The sequence below is a fragment of the Proteocatella sphenisci DSM 23131 genome (assembly GCF_000423525.1).
GTDB lineage: Bacteria > Bacillota > Clostridia > Peptostreptococcales > Filifactoraceae > Proteocatella > Proteocatella sphenisci.
On the sequence record NZ_AUID01000001.1, the window covers coordinates 49,213 to 69,966 of the forward strand.

Sequence of the window (20,754 nt, forward strand, 5' to 3'; positions counted from 1 at the left end):
TCTCTTTCTTTAATGTGGTTGCTATTTATAAATATGTTTCTTTAAAAAATAACCAGTGTATGAATCTGAGTTTTCCATAACTTCTTCAGGCGTTCCTTTGGCTATAACTTCTCCACCTTTGTCTCCTCCACCTGGTCCAAGATCTATTATATAGTCTGCAGTTTTTATTACATCAAGGTTATGTTCAATCACAACAACTGTATTCCCATTATCTGCAAGTTTGTTTAGCATCATTATCAATTTATCTACATCGGCTATATGAAGCCCTGTCGTAGGCTCATCAAGAATGTACAGAGTCTTTCCTGTTTGCTTCTTGCTGAGTTCTGTAGATAGTTTTATCCTTTGCGCTTCCCCTCCGGAAAGCTGGGTAGAAGGCTGCCCCAGTTTAATATATGATAAACCTACATCCACAAGTGTCTCCAGCTTTCTTTTTATAGCTGGTATTTTTTCAAAAAATTCATGTGCTTCTTCTACGTTCATGTTTAACACATCAGAAATACTCTTTCCTTTATATTTGACTTGCAGCGTCTCTCTGTTATAGCGCTCTCCTTTGCATACTTCGCAGGGAACATATACATCAGGCAGAAAGTGCATTTCAATCTTCAATATTCCATCGCCCTTACATGCCTCGCATCTTCCACCCTTAACGTTAAAGCTGAATCTGCCCTTCTTATAGCCCTTAGATTTTGCATCTATCGTGGTTGCAAAAAGATCACGGATCGGATCAAATACGCCTGTATAAGTAGCTGGATTTGAACGAGGGGTTCTTCCTATTGGGCTTTGGTCTATATCTATAACTTTATCAATTCTATCAAGTCCAATAATTTCTTTGTACTTACCTGGCTTTAATCTTGATCGGTTTGCATGATTTGAAGCCGCTTTATACAGTATTTCGTTTATAAGTGAACTTTTACCTGATCCTGAAACTCCAGTTACGCAGGTTAACACTGACAGAGGAAATTTTACATCTATATTTTTAAGATTGTTCTCTTGTACTCCTTTTATTTCTATAAGGTTCTCCCAATTTATCGGTCTTCTATTTTCTGGAATTTCAATTTTCATTTTCCCACTGAGATATTGGCCTGTAAGCGATTTTTCACATTTGAGCATCTCATCTACAGTCCCTTGAAATACTATTTCTCCTCCGTGAAGTCCTGCCCCTGGGCCAATGTCTACTATTTGATCCGCAGCATACATAGTATCCTCGTCATGCTCAACTACAATAAGAGTGTTCCCTATGTCTGTCAGACCTCTGAGTGTCTTTAACAAGCGTTCATTATCTTTTTGATGGAGGCCTATGCTCGGTTCATCAAGTACATATAAAACACCTACAAGCGCAGACCCTATCTGTGTTGCAAGCCTTATCCTTTGAGACTCTCCACCAGAAAGTGATCCTGATTGTCTTGCAAGAGTGAGGTAGTCAAGCCCTACGTCTTTTAAAAAATTTAGTCTTTGATTAATTTCTTTTGTGATTTCACCTGCAATTATTTCTTCGTTTTTGCTAAGCTTTAATGATTCCAGGACTTTTATATGTTCTCCAACCGAAAGTTCTGTTAGCTCAGTTATGTTTTTATCTCCTATAGTTACGGCTAAGACCTCAGGTTTAAGTTTTTTTCCATTGCATACCCTGCATGGACTTTCAAACATATAGTGCTCTATCTTTGTTCTTATGAATTCCGAGGGCGTTTCTTTATATCTTCTTTCCAGATTGTTTATCACGCCTTCAAAGGTTGATTCGTAAGCTCTGTAACCATCAGAAAATCTGCTTTCATAATTAAATTTAAGTTTGTCCTCTGATCCAAACAACAGTTTTTTCTTGAAATCTTCTGGAAGGTCTTTGTAGGCAACATCCATGGATACCTCGTTAGCCTCTGCCAAAGCTTTTATCATACTAAAATATATACTGCTCTCACTTTTGTCGCTGGAAGCCCATGCCGCAACGGCATTTTCTCTAAGTGTAAGATTTTCATCAGGAACTACGAGTGAGGGGTCTACGTTTTTATTCATTCCCAGGCCATTACACTCTGGACAAGCCCCATATGGAGCATTGAAGGAAAATACTCTAGGAGATATTTCTTCAAGCGTTATCCCGTGTTCAGGACATGCAAATTTAGTTGAGAACATCATCTCCTCTTTGTCAATTATATTTACTATCACCAAACCTTCAGTTAATTTCAGGGCCGTCTCAATGGAATCATTTAATCTGCTTTCTATTGAATCTTTGATTATTATACGGTCGACTATGACATCTACATCGTGTTTTTTATTTTTTTCCAGATTTATTTCATCTCCAATTTCAAGGTTTTCCCCATCTATTCTTATTCTTATATAGCCTTCATTTTTTATGGCTTCTAGCACTTTCTCGTGTCTGCCTTTTTTCCCCCTTACTACTGGAGCTATTATCTGTATCCTTGAACCCTTTTCAATATCCATTACCTTATCTACAATTTCTTGAACTGTCATCTGCTGAATTGTTTTGCCACAATGTATACAGTGAGGCACTCCTACATTTGCATAAAGGAGTCTCAGATAGTCATATATTTCTGTAACCGTTCCAACTGTAGATCTTGGATTTTTTGAAGTTGTTTTTTGATCGATCGATATAGCAGGAGAAAGTCCCTCTATATAATCTACGTTGGGCTTTTCCATTTGACCAAGGAACTGTCTTGCATACGAAGAAAGACTTTCTACGTATCTTCTTTGTCCTTCGGCGTAAATAGTATCAAACGCAAGAGAAGATTTTCCCGACCCTGACAGCCCTGTAAATACAATTAATTTGTTTCTTGGTAAAGTTATATCTATATTTTTCAGATTATGCTCTTTTGCTCCTCTAATTACTATCTGATCGTTCATTATATTTTCCTTTCCAGCTCTCTTATTCTGTCTCTTACTCTTGCTGCATCCTCAAATTTAAGTTGTTCTGCAAGTTCAAACATTTTCTCAGTTAATTCAATTATTTCTTTTTCTATTTTTTCTGACTTTATAGTTTCTTTTACATTGTATTTCTTTCCTTCATCTGCTACAAGTGTAGAAATTTTATCTCTTATTTCTTTCTTTATAGTTTCTGGCGTAATATTGTGATCAATATTATATTGCTCCTGCACAGCTCTTCTTCTATTTGTTTCGTTTATAGCAGCCTCCATGGATCTTGTGATCCGGTCTGCATACATTATGACTCTTCCCTGAGCATTTCTTGCTGCTCTTCCTATGGTCTGTATAAGAGATGTTTCAGATCTTAAAAAACCTTCTTTATCAGCGTCTAAAATTGCAATCAGGGAAACCTCTGGGATATCAAGGCCTTCTCTCAAGAGGTTTATACCTACCAAGACATCAAATATCCCAAGTCTTAAATCCCTTATTATTTCAATTCTTTGCATGGTAACTATATCAGAATGCAAATACCTTACTTTAATGCCATTCTTTTCAAGATACTCTGTCAGGCTTTCTGACATCTTCTTGGTAAGAGTAGTAACTAATACTCTCCTGTTTTTAGACACTGCCTCGTTTATCTCGTGAATAAGATTATCTATCTGATTATTAGTTGGTTTGATTTCTATTACAGGGTCTAAAAGTCCTGTAGGCCTTATTATCTGTTCGGCAAAGCCTTGGGAATTTTCCATCTCAAACTTTGAAGGAGTGGCTGACACGAATAAAATCTGATTTGAAACCTCAAGAAACTCTTCATACTTTAGGGGTCTGTTATCTATGGCAGATGGAAGTCTAAATCCATACTCTACCAGAGATTTTTTTCTGGACTGGTCTCCTGCGTACATTGCGTGTATTTGCGGCAGGGTAACATGAGACTCATCTATTATTATGAGATAGTTATCCGGAAAAAAGTCCATGAGTGTCAGGGCTCTTTCTCCAGGCTGGCGTCCAGTCAAATGCCTTGAGTAGTTCTCAATCCCTTTGCATGTACCTATTTCCTTTAACATTTCTATATCATATCTGGTTCTTTGTTCTATCCTTTGAGCTTCGAGGTACATATCATTTTCTTTATAATATTTCAGCCTGTCTTCAAGTTCTGCTTCTATTGACACTATAGCTTTTTCTAGTTTTTCTTTACTTGTTACATAGTGTGAAGCTGGAAATATAGAAACATGTGTTCTAGTTCCAATAACTTCTCCTGTGAGATGATCTATTTCCACTATACGTTCAATTTCGTCTCCAAAAAACTCTATTCGTAATCCTTTTACATCTGTATTGGCAGGCAGTATTTCTAATATATCACCCTTTACCCTGAATGTCCCTCTTACAAAATTCATATCGTTTCTTTCATATTGGATTTCAATCAGAGATTTGATTACCTCATCGCGATCTTTCTCCATTCCAGGCCTTAAAGAAACCATCATGTGTTTGTACTCATCTGGATCACCAAGTCCGTATATGCACGATACTGATGCGACTATAATCACGTCGTCTCTCTCAAGTACAGATGCTGTGGCGCTGTGTCTTAACTTGTCTATCTCTTCATTTATGGATGAATCTTTTTCAATATATGTGTCTGTAGATACTACATATGCTTCTGGTTGATAGTAATCATAATAACTTACAAAAAATTCAACTCTGTTTTCAGGGAAGAATTCTCTAAACTCAGAATATAACTGAGCTGCCAGAGTCTTATTATGCGCTATTATGAGTGTTGGCTTTTTAGTTTGTTTAATAATATTTGCCATTGTAAAAGTTTTTCCAGAACCAGTCACTCCCAGCAGGGTTTGGAATTTATTATCATTATTTATCGATTTAACTATTTCTTCTATTGCTGCAGGCTGATCCCCTGTAGGCGAAAATTCAGATATCAATTGAAAATCCATCATTTTTCTCCTTTTAATAATTTTTTAGCTTTTTCTATTTGCATCTCATAATCTTTTACTTCATAATCTGGTATGACTCCCTTTTTGTGTATTGAGGCACCGTTTGGCGAAAAATACTCACTGGTAGTCAGTTTATATCCAGTTCCGTCCGCAAGATTGTAAGTGGTTTGAACTATTCCTTTTCCAAAGGTTTTGACTCCCACCACTTTCGCACCAATGTGTTCTCTCAAAGCAAGTGTCATTGCTTCTGCTGCAGAAGCAGAGTTTTCGTTTACAAGAATACATACCTCGCCTTCAAAAATTTTCTCGCTTTTTGAAATATATTTTATTTCTTCATCAGTTCTGTTTTTTATATATATTACAGTTTCTTTTCCTGTAAGATATCCCGTTGCTTCTACCAAAGAGTCTAAAAGCCCGCCGGGATTATCTCTTAAATCCAGTATTAGCTTTTCGATTTTTTCCTTGTTTAAATATTCAATAGCTTCTTGAAAATAATCAGAGGTATCTTTGATAAACCTGTCTATTTTTATATAACCAATTTTGTCAATTACTTCATATGAAATTGCTCTGTCAATCATCTTTTTTCTTTCCACATCAAGACTAATAATTGTTTCTTCTCTTTTGATCACAATTTTTATATGGGGGTAATCACCAAATATAATGAATTCTTTATTGTCTTTTCCAATAATATTTATAGCCTCAAAAATATTATCTCTATTTAATTTTACATCATCAATTTCCACTATTATATCACCCGGCATTATACCTGCTTTATGTGCAGTTCCGGTTTCATCAACGGATATTATCTTTATTTTACCGTCCTCAAGTATTTCTATGCCTATCCCTATCCCTATCAAAATTCCTTTTTCGCTGTTTTGCTTTGTCTTTAACTCTTCTTTAGAGATGTAGTATGAGTAATTATCGTTGAGTGAATTAAACATACCTCTTATAGCGCCTTCTGTTAGTTCTTCATCATCTGTTTCTTTGTAATATAAGTCCTCTATTTTTTGCTTTAATTCTAAAACTTTCTTCATCTGTATATATTCCTGATACTGGGTATTTGTTATTACCGCTTTTTCAAAGTAGGGTATCTTAAAACCAAATACAAGAGATGACAAAATAACAGCATTTAAAATAAATACTATTATAAAAACTGAAAGTAAAATTGTCCTAAAAACTTTATTATTCCTACTCATTTCCAAGGCCTCGCTTTATTTGACTTATAATAACAAAAGACTCTAAGTTTATTTAAACTTAGAGTCTTTGATATACAAATTATATCATATTTATAGCTTTTTTAGGGCATTTTTTTGCACAAACTCCACAACCGATACATTTATCTTTATCGACTACATGAACTTGTTTAAGTTCTCCTGCTATTGCATCCACAGGACAATTTTTAGCACATATTGTACATCCGATACAAAGATCAGGCACTATATCAGCTTTCTTTCTATTTTTCAGATCTCCTGCTATAGCTTTAGTAGGACATTTTTCTACGCATATCATGCAGCTTGTACACTTTGAATAGTCTATTCTGGCAATGTTGTTTTCAACGTGTATTGCATCAAATGGACAGTTCTTTTCGCATATACCACAAGCTATACATCCCACACTGCAGTTAACCTTAACTTCTTTACCTTTATTTTTATTTATACAGTCAACTACAACTTCTTTAGATGCTGGAACCAGCTCTATTATACTCTTAGGACAAGCTTCTATACACTTTCCACAAGCAACACATTTTTCTGGATCAACGTGAGCAATCCCATCATCAAGTACATGAATTGCATCAAATGGACATACATTTTCGCATGTTCCAAATCCCATACATCCATATTCACAAGATTTTGGTCCTCCACCTGAAACCATAGCTGCTGCTTTACAATCTAATATACCACTGTATTTTGATTTGTCTGTAGCATTTTGCTTTGTACCATTACATAACACTCTTGCAACAATTCTTTCTCCTGCTGAAGCTTCTACTCCCATAATTATACTTATGGCTTCTGCAACAGGTGCTCCCCCTACCGGGCAGGCATTAACTGGAGCGTTTCCCTGAGCTATTGCTGTTGCAAGTCCTCCACAACCGGGAAAACCACAACCTCCGCAGTTTGCACCAGGTAAGGCGTCCAAGATGGCTGCTTCTTTTTCATCAACTTCTACTGCGAATTTTTGTGATGCATAAGCCAAGCCTGCACCAAAAACAAGTCCCATAGCTGATAAACTAATTACTGAATTTACAATTGGATTCACTATATAACCTCCTATTTTACAAGTCCACTAAAACCTAAAAACGCAATAGACATAAGTCCTGCAGTAATCAGTGCGATAGGGAAACCTTGAAATGATTTAGGAACATTTGATATTTCGAGTCTCTCTCTGATACCTGCAAATAACACTATCGAAAGAGTAAATCCTACAGCTGCTCCAAATCCATTGAATAAAGTCTCTACCAGATTGTAGTTACTTTGAATATTCAATATGGCAACTCCAAGAACCGCACAGTTTGTGGTAATAAGCGGAAGAAAAACTCCAAGCGCCTGATAAAGAGTTGGAGACATCTTTTGAATTACCATCTCAACAAACTGAACAAGTGATGCTATTACAAGAATAAATGCTATAGTCTGTAAGTATTCTATTCCTAATGGAATTAAAATCAATTTTTGAATCAGATAAGTAAACAGAGATGCTATAGTCATTACGAATGTAACTGCCATTCCCATACCAAGTGCTGTTTCGATTTTTTTTGAAACTCCAAGGAAAGGACATATTCCAAGGAATTTTGACATTACAAAGTTATTAACAAATATTGAACTTAATAATATTATAAATATTGATTTCACTTTTTTTCCTCCCTGTTAATTAGTAGACTTCTTAGATTTCACTTTATTAATTAAAGCCAAAATCATACCTAAAGCTAAGAATGCACCTGGAGGCAATATCATAATAAGTGCTGGTTGAAAACCTGCGCCAAACATTGACATTCCAAAAATGCTGCCGTTACCTAAAATTTCTCTTACAGAACCAAGAAGCGTTAATGCCAAAGAGAATCCAAGGCCCATACCTATACCATCTGCTATTGATAAAACAGGGTTGTTTTTTGAGGCAAAGCTCTCTGCTCTTGCAAGAATTATACAGTTAACAACTATAAGCGGAATAAATAGTCCCAGTGCCGCATCAAGTGCTGGTACATATGCTTTCATGAGCATACCTACTACAGTTACAAATGATGCAATTACTACTACATATGCCGGAATCCTTATTTTCGAAGGAATAACCTTTCTTAAAAGAGATATAACAAAGTTTGACAATATAAGTACCGCTGTAGTTGCAAGGCCCATACCTAATCCGTTGATTGCTGACGTTGTAACTGCCAGTGTAGGACACATTCCAAGAACTTGTGTAAAAGTCGGGTTATCATCTATCAACCCATTTTTTATTACTTGAAAGAAGTTCATTTAGACTCACCCTCCTATTTAAAGTTTTCATTAAAAACGTTTACTGCAAGATTTATACCATCTGTTACTGCCTGCGATGTAATAGTTGCACCTGATATTGCCACTATTTCGTTATCAGCACCAGTATCACTCTTTGAAACAACAATTTCATTTTCTATAGATTTTCCATTGTACTGAGATATAAATGGCTGATCCTGAGCTTTTGCTCCAAGTCCAGGTGTCTCTGTCATAGATCCAATAACGGCTCCGGCAATAGTACCATCATTTTTTATTCCAGATATGATCTGTATATCTCCGCCATATCCTTTAGAAATTGTTTTTATTATATACGCCAGATTCTCAGAACCTGACATTGCTTTGTATACCTCTACTACATTTTCACCAAATTCTCCTTCAACTTCTTCAAAAGAATCAGCTTCTGGTATTATTTGTTTTCTCGCAGCATCATTTGCTGCCATTTGCTGAGCCGCTATTATTGGAGTAGTAACATCGTTTACCATAGCCAGCAGTCCCGATGCGATAAGTGAAATCACACAGAGGATCAATCCTAATCTTACTATATCATTTTTCATTATTTCGCTACCTCCCCAAATACTTTTGGCACTAAATATTTATCTAGTAATGGAGCCGCTACGTTCATTAATAAAATCGAGTAAGAAACTCCTTCTGGATACCCACCAAAGTATCTAATAACCGTTGTCAACAAACCGCACCCAAGAGCATATACTATCTGCGCTTTAGTATTTACCGGAGAACTCGCATAATCAGTAGCCATAAAGAATGCTCCCAGCATTAAGCCTCCTGCAAGAACGTTATATGAAATCGCAGTTACCTGGAATCCAGAAAATAAGAAGCTGAGTACAGCAACTGTAGCTATATATACAGCAGGTATATGATATGAGATTACACCTCTGTATATAAGGTAGATTCCTCCTAGAAGAAGGAGTATAGCCGATGTTTCACCAATACATCCACCTGTGTTACCAATAAGCATATCTGTAATGTTAGCAGCTTGTGTTCCCTCAATCCCCTTTAAAACAGCCAGAGGTGTTGCAGCAGAAACTGCATCCGCACCAGGAGAAGTCCAATTTGTCATCTGAACTGGCCAAGAAGCAAGCATTACAGCTCTTGCAGCAAGAGCAGGGTTCATAAAGTTATGACCTAGTCCTCCAAAAATCTGTTTTACTACTATAATTGCAAAAACTGCACCAATAAGAGTTATCCACCAAGGCAGACTTGCCGGTACGTTCATCGCAAGAAGCAGGCCTGTTACTGCTGCTGAAAAGTCTTTAACAGTCACTTCGCGTTTCATCAGTTTTTGTACTGCATACTCTGCCGCAACCGCACCAAATACTGCTACTACTATATTTATTAAAGCAGGTACCCTGAAATAATATACTCCAGCAAGAGCTGCAGGTAGTAACGCTATAAATACATCTTTCATCACTGAAGAAACATTTTTGCTGGTTCTAATATGTGGCGATGAAGATATGGTTAAATTAATTTTTTCCACTGTATATTCCTCCCTATTTACTAGCTTTTCTTCGTTGTGCCAATATTTCTTTTTTTGCCACTCTTATAGATTGTAGCAGCGGCCTTCTCGCTGGACACACAAATGAACATGAGCCACACTCTATACAATCCAGAGCCTTGTATTCTTCTGCTTTATCGTAATTATACATCAGTGAATACGCACTTATAAACATAGGCTGAATTCTAGCCGGGCAAATAGTTATACATTTACCACATCTGATACAATTGCTTGACTCTTCACAGTTTACTTCTTCTGCAGACATACACAGAATTCCAGAACTTCCTTTTGTAGAAGGCACTTCGAGTTTAGTCTGTGCAAGACCCATCATTGGTCCTCCACTTATAACTTTCGCTGGATCCACTGTGAAACCACCACATTGTTCAATTAACTCAGAATACAAAGTTCCATTTTTAATAAACAAGTTCTTTGGTTCTTTGATAACTGAACCTGTAACTGTACAGATTCTTTCAATTAGTGGTAGACCTGTTTTTAAAGTCTTTCCTATCTGAGCTGCTGTTGCAACGTTTGATACAACAAGACCAATATCCATTGGAAGTCCACCAGAAGGCACTTCTCTGTTTGTGCAGGCAGCTATCAGCTGTTTTTCTGCCCCTTGTGGATATTTTGTTTTAAATGAAACAACTTCAATTTTAGAATCATTTTTAGCTGCTTCTTCCATTACTTTAAGACATTCAGGTTTATTATCTTCGATTCCTATATAGCCCTTTTTAACATCAAGTATTTTCATAATAACTTGAAGTCCTGTAACTATATCTTGTGGAGACTCAAGCATAAGCCTGTGGTCTGCAGTAAGGTATGGTTCACACTCTGCACCATTAAGTATCGCTACGTCTATGTTCTTCTCTTTAGGTGGCGACAGTTTTACGTGAGTAGGGAACGTAGCTCCTCCCATACCAACTATACCCGCATCCTTTACCATGTTCAGAAGTTCTTCTCTAGACATGCTGTCAATTCCAGGATAAGGTTTTATTTCTTCAAAAAGCTCTTCATTAAAATCATTTTCGATTTCAATACACATTGTTTTCTGGCCACCAGGAACTGTCATTGCTTTTAAAGATTTTACTGTTCCTGATACTGAAGAGTGAACAGGTGCTGAAACAAATCCACCTGGCTCTCCGATTTTTTGCCCTTTTTTAACTACATCTCCAACTTTAACAAGCGCTGTACAAGGAGCACCAATATGCTGTGAAAGAGGTATGTATACAGACTTAGGCTGTACTGCTACTTCCACGCTTTTGTTCTCTGTACTAGACTTATGATGCGGTGGATGTATTCCTCCGTTGAAAGTAAGAACTCTCATTATAAATCCTCCTAAACAATTAAAATTTTTTATATCTGCGAACTTTATCAATAAACTGATATTCAGCCAAATGACCAATAATTAGTATACTACAAAAATTATATAAAATCACTATTTCTGATATATTTTTCTCATAATCATGATTATTTATTATTTGTCAATCAAGCCAGACTCATTAATTATAATCTCGGCTACCTGTTTGGGGTCCAAAGAATCCACGTCTATCCAAATTGCATTTTCATATCGCTTGAACCATGTAAGCTGTCTTTTTGCATATCTTCGTGAATCTCTCTTTATAATGTCAACCGCTGTTTTTAGGTCATATTCACCTTCCAAATATGATATTATCTGACGGTATCCAATTGCTTTCATTGACTGGCATTCTTTGCTTAACCCTTTTGCTAATAATTCTTTAACTTCTTCAACAAGGCCGTTATTTATCATGTAATCAACTCGTTTGTTAATCATCTCATAAAGAATGGCCCTGTCTTTACAGAGCACAAACATATTAATCTTATATTTGTTCTTAAACTTCATTTCTGAAAAAGCTTTAACTTTCCCATGATTTTTTGCAATTTCAATCGCTCTTATTACTCTTTTTATATTTTGTTTTTCAACTTTAGCCTCAGAGTCATATTTTAACAACATGTTGTACAACTCGTCTTCTCCATTTTTTTCATAGAAATCCCAAAGTTCTTTTCTGAGTGCAATGTCTATATCAGACTCGTTATAATCCATATCATAAATTATAGAATTGATATAAAGTCCCGTACCGCCAACTATTATGGGGGTTTTAGACCTGCTTATTATGTCATTTATAGCTATATCTGACATTTCATCGAAATCTCTTACGCTAAATTCTTCATCCGGATTTATTATATCTATGAGATGATGTGGTATATCTTCCATCTCAAACGCCATAATTTTAGCTGTGCCTATATCCATCTCCTTATATATCTGCATTGAATCAGCCGATATTATTTCTCCGTCAATTTTCTTTGCAGTCTCTAACGATGAAGATGTTTTCCCAACTCCTGTTGGTCCGACAATTAATATGATGTTATCCATTTTGTTTTTCCTTTTCTGACTATGCATTTTTTCGTTTGAACATTTTTTCGATTTCGTATTTTGTAAACTTGACAAATATGGGTCTGCCGTGCGGGCAGGTATATTTGTTTTCACAGGTGTTGAGTTTTTGAAAAAGGCTGTCAATTTCTATTAGTTCGATTTTTTGATTTGCTTTTATGGCTTTTTTGCATGCCATTGTAGCAAGTTTGTCTCTGAATTTATCATTAAGATCAATCTTGCCTTCTCTTATTATTATATCTTTAAGCTCTTCAAAAAAATCCGATGTCTGCTCTGTGTTAAATATAAGGGGAAGTGACCGAAGGGCAATATTTCCAAAACCAAAATCATCAATCTTGAGTCCAAAAAAATCGAAGATATGTCTATTATCCAAAATAACATGGTATTCATCCATAGTGAACTCTTTTATAATAGGAATAAGCAGCTCTTGGGATTCAAACCGTGCCTTGTCATTCTCTTTGTTCAGCTTATATTGATTTATAAACTTTTCATACATTATTCTTTCGTGGGCTGCATGCTGGTCAATAAGATACATGTCTCCTTTGTAGGTTGCCACTATATAAGTTTCAAAGACAACCCCTGATGGTACAAACTGATTGTAGTTAAACACATCACCTTCAATTATTTCAGTTTGTATGGTTTCAGGTTCATCCTTAATAGTATCCTTTGCCGACATTTTCTCAAGTATTCTGCTAAAAGGAATTTCTATATCTTCTACATCACTTTGCTGTTTTACAACAAACTCTTCTTCTATTTTGTCACTTTGCTTATATACAAAACCTGAGCTGTTTTCGAGATTTTCTTTTAAAATCGTAATTTCAGAATCTTTAGGCTTGTACTCTGGTATTAGATTTTCGCTTGATTTGAATATATTGTCTCTTACATTATTGTTTATAAGATCATCTAATAAGACTGAATCATCAACTTTGACCTCTGTCTTGGAAGGATGTATGTTAGGATCTATAAATTCTGGCAGTATTTCTATATCGAGAATAAAGACAGGATATTTCCCTATAGGTATTATCTCTTTGTATGCATTTTCAATTACATAGTTTAATTTGTTTAACTTTATATATCTTTTGTTAATAAATATATTTTGTTTCTTTCTATTTGAAGTATAAAGTGAGGTATTGGAGATATAGCCTTTTACTTTTATATATTGATTTGAAAATCCTATTTTTATGAGATTTGAAGCAACATTTTTCCCATATACAGTTCTTGTCACATTAAGTAATGACCCATCTCCTTCAGTAGAAAGAAGTTCTTTTCCATCTGATATAAGTTTGAATCTTATACTAGAATTCACTAGAGCTAACCTATTTACAATATCTATTATAACTCCAGCTTCTCTGCTCCCTGATTTTAAAAATTTCTTTCTGGCCGGGGTGTTGTAAAATAGGTCTGTAACTGATATCGTAGTTCCTTTACGCACCCCAATCTCTGATATATCGCTTACTCTTGAGTCAATTATTTTTGCTTTTACTCCAAAGCTGTCATTTGAAGTATTTGTAATAATATCAATTTTTGAAACAGAAGATATGGACGAAAGCGCTTCTCCTCTAAATCCATTTGTGTTTAAGGTCTGCACATCTTCTATTTTATGGATTTTGCTTGTAGCATGCCTTGTAAATGCAAGTTCGATCTGGTCAGAGCTTATTCCATATCCATCATCGCTGATCTTTATGATTTCTTTTCCACCGTCTTTTATCTCAATTTGTATTTGCATGGCTCCTGCATCTATAGAGTTTTCAATCAGTTCTTTTACTATTGAAGCCGGCCGCTCCACAACTTCTCCCGCAGCTATTTTGTTTATGGTAATTTCATCCAAAATCGTAATATTATTTTTCATATGATATACTCTCTATCTCAACATATTCTTAAGTTCATTTAGAATATTCATTGCCTGTACTGGAGTTATGTTGTTAATATCTATTTCCTCTACCTTCGATTCTATTGGACTTGGATTAGCTCCCTTGTTAAATTCAAAGATAGAAATTTGACTGTTGTCTTGTGTTCTGTTTTTTTTGTTTACTATTTTATTCAATTTGCTTTCGTAGACTATTTCATTTTCCTTTACTTCCAGCTCTTCTAATTTTATATTTGCATCTAAGATAACTTCATCCGCAATACCTGCAAGCTTTGCAACATGTATTCCATAACTCTTGTCTATTTTTCCGGGAAATATTTTTCTCATAAATACAATAGTGTCGTCTCTTTCATCTACAGATACATAATAGTTTTTTATATTGGAAAACTCATTTTCGAGCTCGGTTATTTCATGGTAATGAGTTGAAAATAAAGTTATACAGTTTAGATTAGAAGCTATATGTTTTAATATAGCCCATGCTATGCTCAATCCATCAAATGTGCTTGTTCCTCTGCCAACTTCATCAAGCAGGACAAGACTCTTAGAGCTGGCGTTTTTTAGTATATATGAGACTTCATTCATCTCGACCATAAATGTACTTTGACCCTGGCTTAAATCATCCGAAGCCCCGACTCTGGTGTATACGGCATCAAGAATCGGTATATTTGCATATGAAGCACTAACAAAACAGCCTATATGTGCCATTATGCTTATTATTGCAACTTGCCTCATATAGGTCGATTTACCTCCCATATTGGGTCCTGTAATAATCTGTATCTTTGATTTTTCGTCAAACAATACATCATTTGGAACAAAATTCTCTTCACCAAGAATTTTTTCAACCACTGGATGCCTTGAATCTTTTATTTCCATATGACCACAGGTGTTAAATTCTGGTCTGGTCAGATTGTTTTTAACTGCTGCTACAGCAAGTGAGCATAAAGCATCAATTTCTCCTATTATATGAGCAGTGGATTGAATCCTGTTAACCGATTTATAAAGTTCTTTTTTAAAATCATTAAATATTTCAGACTGTATTTCATATATTTTCTGTCTGGCTGTCAGAATTTTATCTTCAATTATTTTTAGTTTCTCATTTATATATCTCTCAGCATTTGATAATGTCTGTTTTCTTATATAGTCATCTGGAGGATTAAAATCCTTTAGATACGAATTGGTAATCTCTATATAATATCCAAAAACCTTGTTGTATCCGATTTTGAGATTCTTTATCCTGGTACGCTCTCGTTCTTCAAGCTCAAGCTCTTGGAGTATTTTAGCGGCGTTGCTTTCAATATATCTGTACTCAGCCAGTTCGCTGTTATATGAACTTTGGACAACTTCCCCATCTTTGATTCCCAGAGAAGGGTTTTCTACTATGACTGTATCTATATATTCATAAACATCACTTAGATTATCCATCCCCGATATCAGTTTTTGCAAATTGACAGACTTTGATTGTTCTATAGCAGCAACCAGAGAAGGAAGGTTTATTATTGAGTTTTTGAGTGAAATAATCTCTTTTGTATTAATTGACTCATAACATATTTTTGAACTCAGTCTTTCTATGTCGTATATTTTATTTAATATTTCCTTACTATCTTCTCTTAGTTCAAAATCATCAATATACTCCTCTACAGAGTCTAGCCTTTTATTAATGTCTTCCATGTTGATCAATGGTTTTTCAATCCATTTTCGCAAGGTCCGCTTGCCTATATTTGTACTAGTATAGTCTATTACGTCAAAAAGTGAATTTTTCTTATTTTTTGTATTTACATTTTCGGTTAATTCTAGATTTTTTCTGGTATTGAGGTCTAGCTTCATATAGCAGTCTTTGTTTATTACAGAGATTTTATTTATATTATTAGAAAACATTTTTTGAGTGTCGAATATATAGGTTAGCGTCAATTCTATACTTGATCTGTATTTCTCAAGTTCTTTTTTATTTTCTTCAATATATGAATCCTCAAAAAAATTATTCATAATATCTGATTTTGATACATATGTCGTTTTAACAATATCATTTAAACTTATATACTGCAAAAACTGCTTTGCTATTTCAGGTTTTTCTGATATATATGATTCTGATTCTTCGCTGATAATTATTTCAGAGGGGGCGACTTGAGCCAGAGTATCCATAAAGACATCAAGTCCTAAGTCTCCTGTATTAAACTCTCCTGTTGACAAATCTATATAGGAGAAAGACATTTTATAATCATCAGAGTATGCAATAGCCATCAAATAGAGATTTCTGTGAGATTCCAGATTATTTACTTCTAAATTTGTACCAGGAGTTACAACACGTACAACTTCCCTTTTTACCAATCCTTTTGTCGTTTTTGGATCTTCAACCTGTTCACATATAGCCACTTTTTTACCAGATAGAATCAGCTTTTGTATGTATGCATCTGCACTGTGAAAAGGGACCCCGCACATGGGAGCCCTTTCTTCTAATCCACAGCTTTTGCCTGTAAGCGCTATATCAAGTATTTTCGAGGCTGTAATTGCATCATCAAAGAACATTTCATAGAAATCTCCAAGTCTGAAAAAAAGAATTGCATCCCTATAATCTTCTTTTATTTTAAGATATTGCCTCATCATTGGAGTTAGACTTTCCATTATATTGCCATCCTTTTGTATGTTTAAATCATTTCTCCAATTAAAGAAAATGATCTGGGTTCAGTTATCTTTACATTTACCAATTTCCCAACAAGATCTTCTGTTCCTTTGAAATTGACAAGTTTATTTTGTCTGTTTCTTCCCATCATATATTCAGGGTTTTTTTTACTTACGCCTTCTACAAGTACTTCTACTACTTTATCCTGATATTTATGTGCAGTCTGTATAGCTGCTTCGTTTACTACACTTAACAATCTGTCAAAACGATCTTTCTTAGTTTTCGCATCCACATGATTTTCCATATTTTCTGCAACTGTACCCTTTCTTACAGAATACAAATACGTAAACGCGAGATCATATTGTACTTTTTCAACAACATCCATGGTATGCACAAAATCTTCCTCAGTTTCTCCTGGAAAGCCAACCATAATATCCGTTGTGATCCCTATATCATTGACTTTGTTTTTTACTTTTTTTATTATTTCAAGATAGTCTTCTTTTGTATAATGCCTCCTCATCTCTTTCAATAATCTGCTACTGCCTGACTGTATGGGTAGATGGAGATTTTCACACAATTTATCAAGATTAGATATTGCATCTATAACTTCATCAGATATATCTTTAGGATGCGATGTCATAAATCTTATTCTTTCTAATCCTTCAATATTATTTATGTCTTCAAGAAGCTTGTGAAATGGATATTGAGGAGTGAATGTTTTTCCATAGGAATTAACATTTTGGCCCAGCAATGTTATTTCTTTAACTCCTCCTTCTACAAGTCTTTTAGCTTCTGATATTATATCTTCTGGATTTCGGCTTCGTTCTCTCCCTCTTGTATAAGGCACTATACAGTAGGTACAAAAATTATTACAGCCGTACATAATATTAACAAAAGCCTTGATGTCATGTTTTCTCTGTGTAGGCAGTCCTTCAACTATCTGACCATCTATGTCCCAGACATCATACATAGTCTCGTCGCTCTCCATCACAGTTTTTAAAAGCTCTGGGAATTTATATATGTTATGAGTTCCAAAAACAAGGTTTACATGGGGGTATATATTTTTTATTTCTTCAACCACATGGGGCTGTTGCATCATGCACCCACATACTGCAATTATTAAATCTGGATTTTTCTCTTTGTATCTTCTCAAAACATGAAGATTCCCGTATACCTTAAGTTCTGCATTTTCTCTTACAGCGCAGGTGTTATATATTATCAAATCCGCTTCGCTTTGGTCTTGTGTGATCTCATATCCTATCTTTTCCAGCATTCCAAGTATATTCTCAGAGTCATGCTCATTCATCTGACAACCCCAGGTGGTTATATTTACAAGAGGTTTTCTTGTTACGAATTTATTTTTAACCGTCTCAGCCAAGTTTTCTATATACACTTCCTGTGATTTGATTTCTTCTGTTGTTACTATCAAACTCTCTCTTTTACTCATTATCATTCTCCTAAATAGTATTTTCTATGTCAATTATATCAAAAAAAACAATTTCTGTGAAGAAAAACGAAATATACCTTGTTATATCTCTGTGAAATGTTATATACTTAAAATAAATATTTCAGTAAATTATCAAGGAGAATAACAAATGAATATAAACGCCTTATATTTCAGTGCAACTGATACAAGCAAAAAAACTGTACATTGTATCGCACAAGTACTACATAAAAAATTAAACATTACTACTCCTGTAAATGTACACGACTTCACTCTTCCTGAAAACAGGAGTTTTGCTCCAAAATACTCAAGTCAGGATATAGTGGTTATCGGATTACCTGTATACGCAGGAAGAGTTCCCAACATATTGCTCGAATATCTTAATTCAATAGAGGGAAACGGAGCTCTTGCTGTGGCACTTGTCCTGTATGGCAACAGAAATTACGATGATGCACTCTCAGAATTGGTACACATACTTTCTAAAGAAAACTTTACCATAGTAGGCGCGGGAGCCTTTATTGGGGAACATTCATTCTCAAAGATATTGGCAAAAAACAGACCTGACTGTGAAGATTTTGTTATAGCTGAGAAATTAGCTGCAGATATTGCTTCAAAAATTTCAAGTTCAAGTACTTTCTCAAGTGTAGAGGTAAAGGGTACTTACCCTCCCAGAGCTTACTACAAGCCCCTTGATCCAGATGCTAATCCTGTTGATATTAGAAAAGTCAAACCCAAGACAAATTCTTCATGCATAGATTGTAAATTATGCTCCATTACCTGTCCCATGGGCTCAATTGATTTTGATGATGTAAGTAAAATTGAGGGTATCTGCATCAAATGTGGTTCCTGCATAAAAAAATGCCCTACAGGGGCGAAATATTATGATGATCAAGACTACCTGAGGCATAAAAATGAACTTGAAGCTGATTTTTCAAAAAGAAAATCACCAGAGACATTTATTTAATATCCGTCACCTTTATCGATACATATTTTGATTATCGGTTTAAAAATAGTGTGAAATGGTATAATATAGGTATTATTATAATTAACAGGAGGTATTAATATGGCACAATTCAAAATAATCACCATACTTGTCGGGCTTGTCCTTGTTACTGTTTTTGCAGTTCAAAACTCAGCTAATGTAATTATTAAATTTTTAATCTATAATTTTACAGTTTCTCAGGCACTTATAATAATTCTGTCTGTGGCTGTAGGGGTTGTAATAGGTCTTATGGTTGGACTTAGCAGAAACCTTAAAACATCAAAAAACATTAAAAAACTCAACAAAGAAAACACTGATGTTCAGACAAAGATATCTAATCTTGAAAATGAAAATCAGAATTTAATAAACAAAAATAATGAACTCATTTCCAATATAGAATTTCTAAAATCTCTGCAATCCGAAAAACCCGATGAAATCGATACTGTTTAATTCATTAAAACACCCTCAATTCATACAAATATGAAAAGAAGGGTGTTTTAATTTTTCATATAAATAAATCTTTATTTCTTTTTGTTAGATGATATCATATATCCGCCACTGTAAGATGTTATGTCGTTTACGCTTACAAAAGCATCTATATTATTCTTCTTGAGAAATCCATACAATTCATTGACCCTTTTCCTCTTAGCGGTAATAAGAATCATCTTTCTTTCTCCGTCTCTTCCTTCTCCAGCAAAAGTTGTAACTCCAAACTTACTTTGTCTTAGTTCATCTATAATATGATAATAATTCGGATTAACTATCATTCTTATCTGTACATCACCAAAAGCAAGTCTTCTCTCTATCTTGGTTCCAATGTAGTTACCAAAAGAAAAACCTAATGCATATGCTATCAGATAATACCACTGCCCAAGATTTGTGACAATATCTGTTAAAACTTTTGTATAAATAAGTATTTCAAAAAAACCCAGCACGGCTGCAGTTTTGGCTTTTCCCTTTGTTAAGAGAATTGTACGTGTAGTTGCAAGGGATACATCTACTATCCTTAGCGACATTATGATAATACAATCTATAATAATAGTAGTCATTAATCTCTCCCTTCCTTGTTTGTGCTGCCAAAAGCATTCATCATTCTATCGGATTTGAATTTCAAAAGTTCATCGTAGCTTATCTCCACAACATTTGTTTTTGGAACAGGTATAAGCAGCGCCTGAGCTATAGCCTTGTTGTAATCATACTCAATTATATCATTTAATTTGATAATTTCTTTATATTCTTTTGTATTAATAAATTCTTTTTTAATTATCAAAATCGTTTTTTTGGAGTGATTTGTAACTGGAAGTATCCACTCATTTCTATACCCACTGTCTATGACTCCAGACCGCTGTCCCAGTCCGATAGACCCAGTGGATCCTCGTTCTTTAACTATGAAACAATGCTCCTGTGAAAAACAACTTGCTATACCTGTTGGAATTTTGATTGTTTCTCCTGGTTTTATCATAAGATAATCCTGAGAAAAACATGAAAAAATATCATAGCCTGCATCTTCAGGTCTCTTCTGAGGTATTATTGCATCTTCATTTAATTTGGAAAAAAACACATTAACCATAACACGACCTCCTTATCAAGTATATTAAAAGACTTCACTCTGATATTTATATAATACC

At 34.8% G+C, this 20,754-nt stretch carries 17 protein-coding genes; 2 read left to right on the forward strand and 15 right to left on the reverse strand.

All coding sequences use genetic code 11. The annotated features are described in order from the left end of the window. Positions 1-21 precede the first annotated feature (21 nt). The 13 genes from uvrA to miaB all read right to left on the reverse strand — a co-directional run bounded on the left by uvrA (position 22) and on the right by miaB (position 18,147). Positions 22-2,853, reverse strand: a complete 2,832-nt coding sequence (gene uvrA, locus G558_RS0100235) for an excinuclease ABC subunit UvrA (protein WP_028828354.1) — start codon at positions 2,851-2,853, stop codon at positions 22-24. Beyond that, positions 2,853-4,814, reverse strand: coding sequence for an excinuclease ABC subunit UvrB (gene uvrB / locus G558_RS0100240; protein WP_028828355.1), 1,962 nt, complete (start codon positions 4,812-4,814; stop codon positions 2,853-2,855). Before uvrB ends, uvrA begins: the two co-directional genes overlap by 1 nt. Continuing rightward, positions 4,814-6,010, reverse strand: a complete 1,197-nt coding sequence (locus G558_RS0100245) for a S41 family peptidase (RefSeq protein ID WP_028828356.1) — start codon at positions 6,008-6,010, stop codon at positions 4,814-4,816. The genes uvrB and G558_RS0100245 overlap by 1 nt, the downstream gene beginning before the upstream one ends. A gap of 79 nt (positions 6,011-6,089) precedes the next feature. Continuing rightward, positions 6,090-7,070, reverse strand: a complete 981-nt coding sequence (locus tag G558_RS0100250; protein ID WP_028828357.1) for an RnfABCDGE type electron transport complex subunit B — start codon at positions 7,068-7,070, stop codon at positions 6,090-6,092. An 11-nt stretch (positions 7,071-7,081) separates the two neighbouring features. Continuing rightward, positions 7,082-7,660: an electron transport complex subunit RsxA gene (rsxA, locus tag G558_RS0100255; RefSeq protein WP_028828358.1), complete on the reverse strand. Its 579-nt coding sequence runs from the start codon at positions 7,658-7,660 to the stop codon at positions 7,082-7,084. 15 nt (positions 7,661-7,675) lie between these two features. Beyond that, the gene (gene rsxE / locus G558_RS0100260; RefSeq protein ID WP_028828359.1) at positions 7,676-8,275 is read right to left on the reverse strand and encodes an electron transport complex subunit RsxE; all 600 of its coding nucleotides are present in this window, start codon (positions 8,273-8,275) and stop codon (positions 7,676-7,678) included. A 14-nt stretch (positions 8,276-8,289) separates the two neighbouring features. Beyond that, the gene (locus G558_RS0100265; RefSeq protein ID WP_028828360.1) at positions 8,290-8,847 is read right to left on the reverse strand and encodes an RnfABCDGE type electron transport complex subunit G; all 558 of its coding nucleotides are present in this window, start codon (positions 8,845-8,847) and stop codon (positions 8,290-8,292) included. Beyond that, a complete protein-coding gene (locus G558_RS0100270; RefSeq protein WP_028828361.1) occupies positions 8,847-9,788 on the reverse strand; it encodes an RnfABCDGE type electron transport complex subunit D in 942 nt (313 codons plus the stop codon). The genes G558_RS0100265 and G558_RS0100270 overlap by 1 nt, the downstream gene beginning before the upstream one ends. Before the next feature lie 13 nt (positions 9,789-9,801). Then, the gene (gene rsxC / locus G558_RS0100275; protein ID WP_028828362.1) at positions 9,802-11,130 is read right to left on the reverse strand and encodes an electron transport complex subunit RsxC; all 1,329 of its coding nucleotides are present in this window, start codon (positions 11,128-11,130) and stop codon (positions 9,802-9,804) included. A 150-nt stretch (positions 11,131-11,280) separates the two neighbouring features. Then, the gene (gene miaA, locus G558_RS0100280; RefSeq protein WP_028828363.1) at positions 11,281-12,198 is read right to left on the reverse strand and encodes a tRNA (adenosine(37)-N6)-dimethylallyltransferase MiaA; all 918 of its coding nucleotides are present in this window, start codon (positions 12,196-12,198) and stop codon (positions 11,281-11,283) included. 19 nt (positions 12,199-12,217) lie between these two features. Continuing rightward, on the reverse strand, positions 12,218-14,065 hold the full coding sequence (mutL, locus tag G558_RS0100285) for a DNA mismatch repair endonuclease MutL (protein ID WP_028828364.1): 1,848 nt from the start codon (positions 14,063-14,065) through the stop codon (positions 12,218-12,220). A gap of 12 nt (positions 14,066-14,077) precedes the next feature. Next, positions 14,078-16,702, reverse strand: coding sequence for a DNA mismatch repair protein MutS (gene mutS, locus G558_RS0100290; RefSeq protein ID WP_036931285.1), 2,625 nt, complete (start codon positions 16,700-16,702; stop codon positions 14,078-14,080). Positions 16,703-16,725: 23 nt separating this feature from the next. Further along, entirely contained in the window at positions 16,726-18,147 is a 1,422-nt protein-coding gene (gene miaB, locus G558_RS0100295; RefSeq protein ID WP_028828366.1) for a tRNA (N6-isopentenyl adenosine(37)-C2)-methylthiotransferase MiaB, read from the reverse strand. Between the two features lie 148 nt (positions 18,148-18,295). Here miaB and G558_RS0100300 point away from each other — a divergent pair, with 148 nt between their 5' ends. Further along, positions 18,296-19,108 carry a flavodoxin family protein gene (locus G558_RS0100300; RefSeq protein WP_028828367.1) on the forward strand — a complete coding sequence of 271 codons (813 nt, stop codon included), beginning with the start codon at positions 18,296-18,298 and terminating at the stop codon, positions 19,106-19,108. A 99-nt stretch (positions 19,109-19,207) separates the two neighbouring features. Then, entirely contained in the window at positions 19,208-19,576 is a 369-nt protein-coding gene (locus G558_RS0100305; RefSeq protein ID WP_028828368.1) for a LapA family protein, read from the forward strand. 71 nt (positions 19,577-19,647) lie between these two features. Here G558_RS0100305 and G558_RS0100310 read toward each other — a convergent pair whose 3' ends face one another. Together G558_RS0100310 and G558_RS0100315 are read right to left on the reverse strand one after the other, a co-directional pair. Further along, the gene (locus G558_RS0100310; protein WP_028828369.1) at positions 19,648-20,175 is read right to left on the reverse strand and encodes a DUF2179 domain-containing protein; all 528 of its coding nucleotides are present in this window, start codon (positions 20,173-20,175) and stop codon (positions 19,648-19,650) included. Then, a complete protein-coding gene (locus G558_RS0100315) occupies positions 20,175-20,696 on the reverse strand; it encodes a dCTP deaminase/dUTPase family protein (protein WP_028828370.1) in 522 nt (173 codons plus the stop codon). The genes G558_RS0100310 and G558_RS0100315 overlap by 1 nt, the downstream gene beginning before the upstream one ends. Positions 20,697-20,754 lie beyond the last annotated feature (58 nt).

Excerpts from the sequence above, each read along its gene's own strand:
- mutL (WP_028828364.1), bottom strand. The coding sequence starts at position 14,065 with ATGAAAAATAATATTACGATTTTGGATGAAATTACCATAAACAAAATA.
- rsxC (WP_028828362.1), bottom strand. The coding sequence starts at position 11,130 with ATGAGAGTTCTTACTTTCAACGGAGGAATACATCCACCGCATCATAAG.
- mutS (WP_036931285.1), bottom strand. The coding sequence starts at position 16,702 with ATGGAAAGTCTAACTCCAATGATGAGGCAATATCTTAAAATAAAAGAA.
- miaA (WP_028828363.1), bottom strand. The coding sequence starts at position 12,198 with ATGGATAACATCATATTAATTGTCGGACCAACAGGAGTTGGGAAAACA.
- miaB (WP_028828366.1), bottom strand. The coding sequence starts at position 18,147 with ATGAGTAAAAGAGAGAGTTTGATAGTAACAACAGAAGAAATCAAATCA.
- uvrB (WP_028828355.1), bottom strand. The coding sequence starts at position 4,814 with ATGGATTTTCAATTGATATCTGAATTTTCGCCTACAGGGGATCAGCCT.
- G558_RS0100245 (WP_028828356.1), bottom strand. The coding sequence starts at position 6,010 with ATGAGTAGGAATAATAAAGTTTTTAGGACAATTTTACTTTCAGTTTTT.
- G558_RS0100300 (WP_028828367.1), top strand. The coding sequence starts at position 18,296 with ATGAATATAAACGCCTTATATTTCAGTGCAACTGATACAAGCAAAAAA.
- G558_RS0100315 (WP_028828370.1), bottom strand. The coding sequence starts at position 20,696 with ATGGTTAATGTGTTTTTTTCCAAATTAAATGAAGATGCAATAATACCT.
- uvrA (WP_028828354.1), bottom strand. The coding sequence starts at position 2,853 with ATGAACGATCAGATAGTAATTAGAGGAGCAAAAGAGCATAATCTGAAA.
- rsxE (WP_028828359.1), bottom strand. The coding sequence starts at position 8,275 with ATGAACTTCTTTCAAGTAATAAAAAATGGGTTGATAGATGATAACCCG.
- G558_RS0100265 (WP_028828360.1), bottom strand. The coding sequence starts at position 8,847 with ATGAAAAATGATATAGTAAGATTAGGATTGATCCTCTGTGTGATTTCA.
- G558_RS0100310 (WP_028828369.1), bottom strand. The coding sequence starts at position 20,175 with ATGACTACTATTATTATAGATTGTATTATCATAATGTCGCTAAGGATA.
- G558_RS0100305 (WP_028828368.1), top strand. The coding sequence starts at position 19,208 with ATGGCACAATTCAAAATAATCACCATACTTGTCGGGCTTGTCCTTGTT.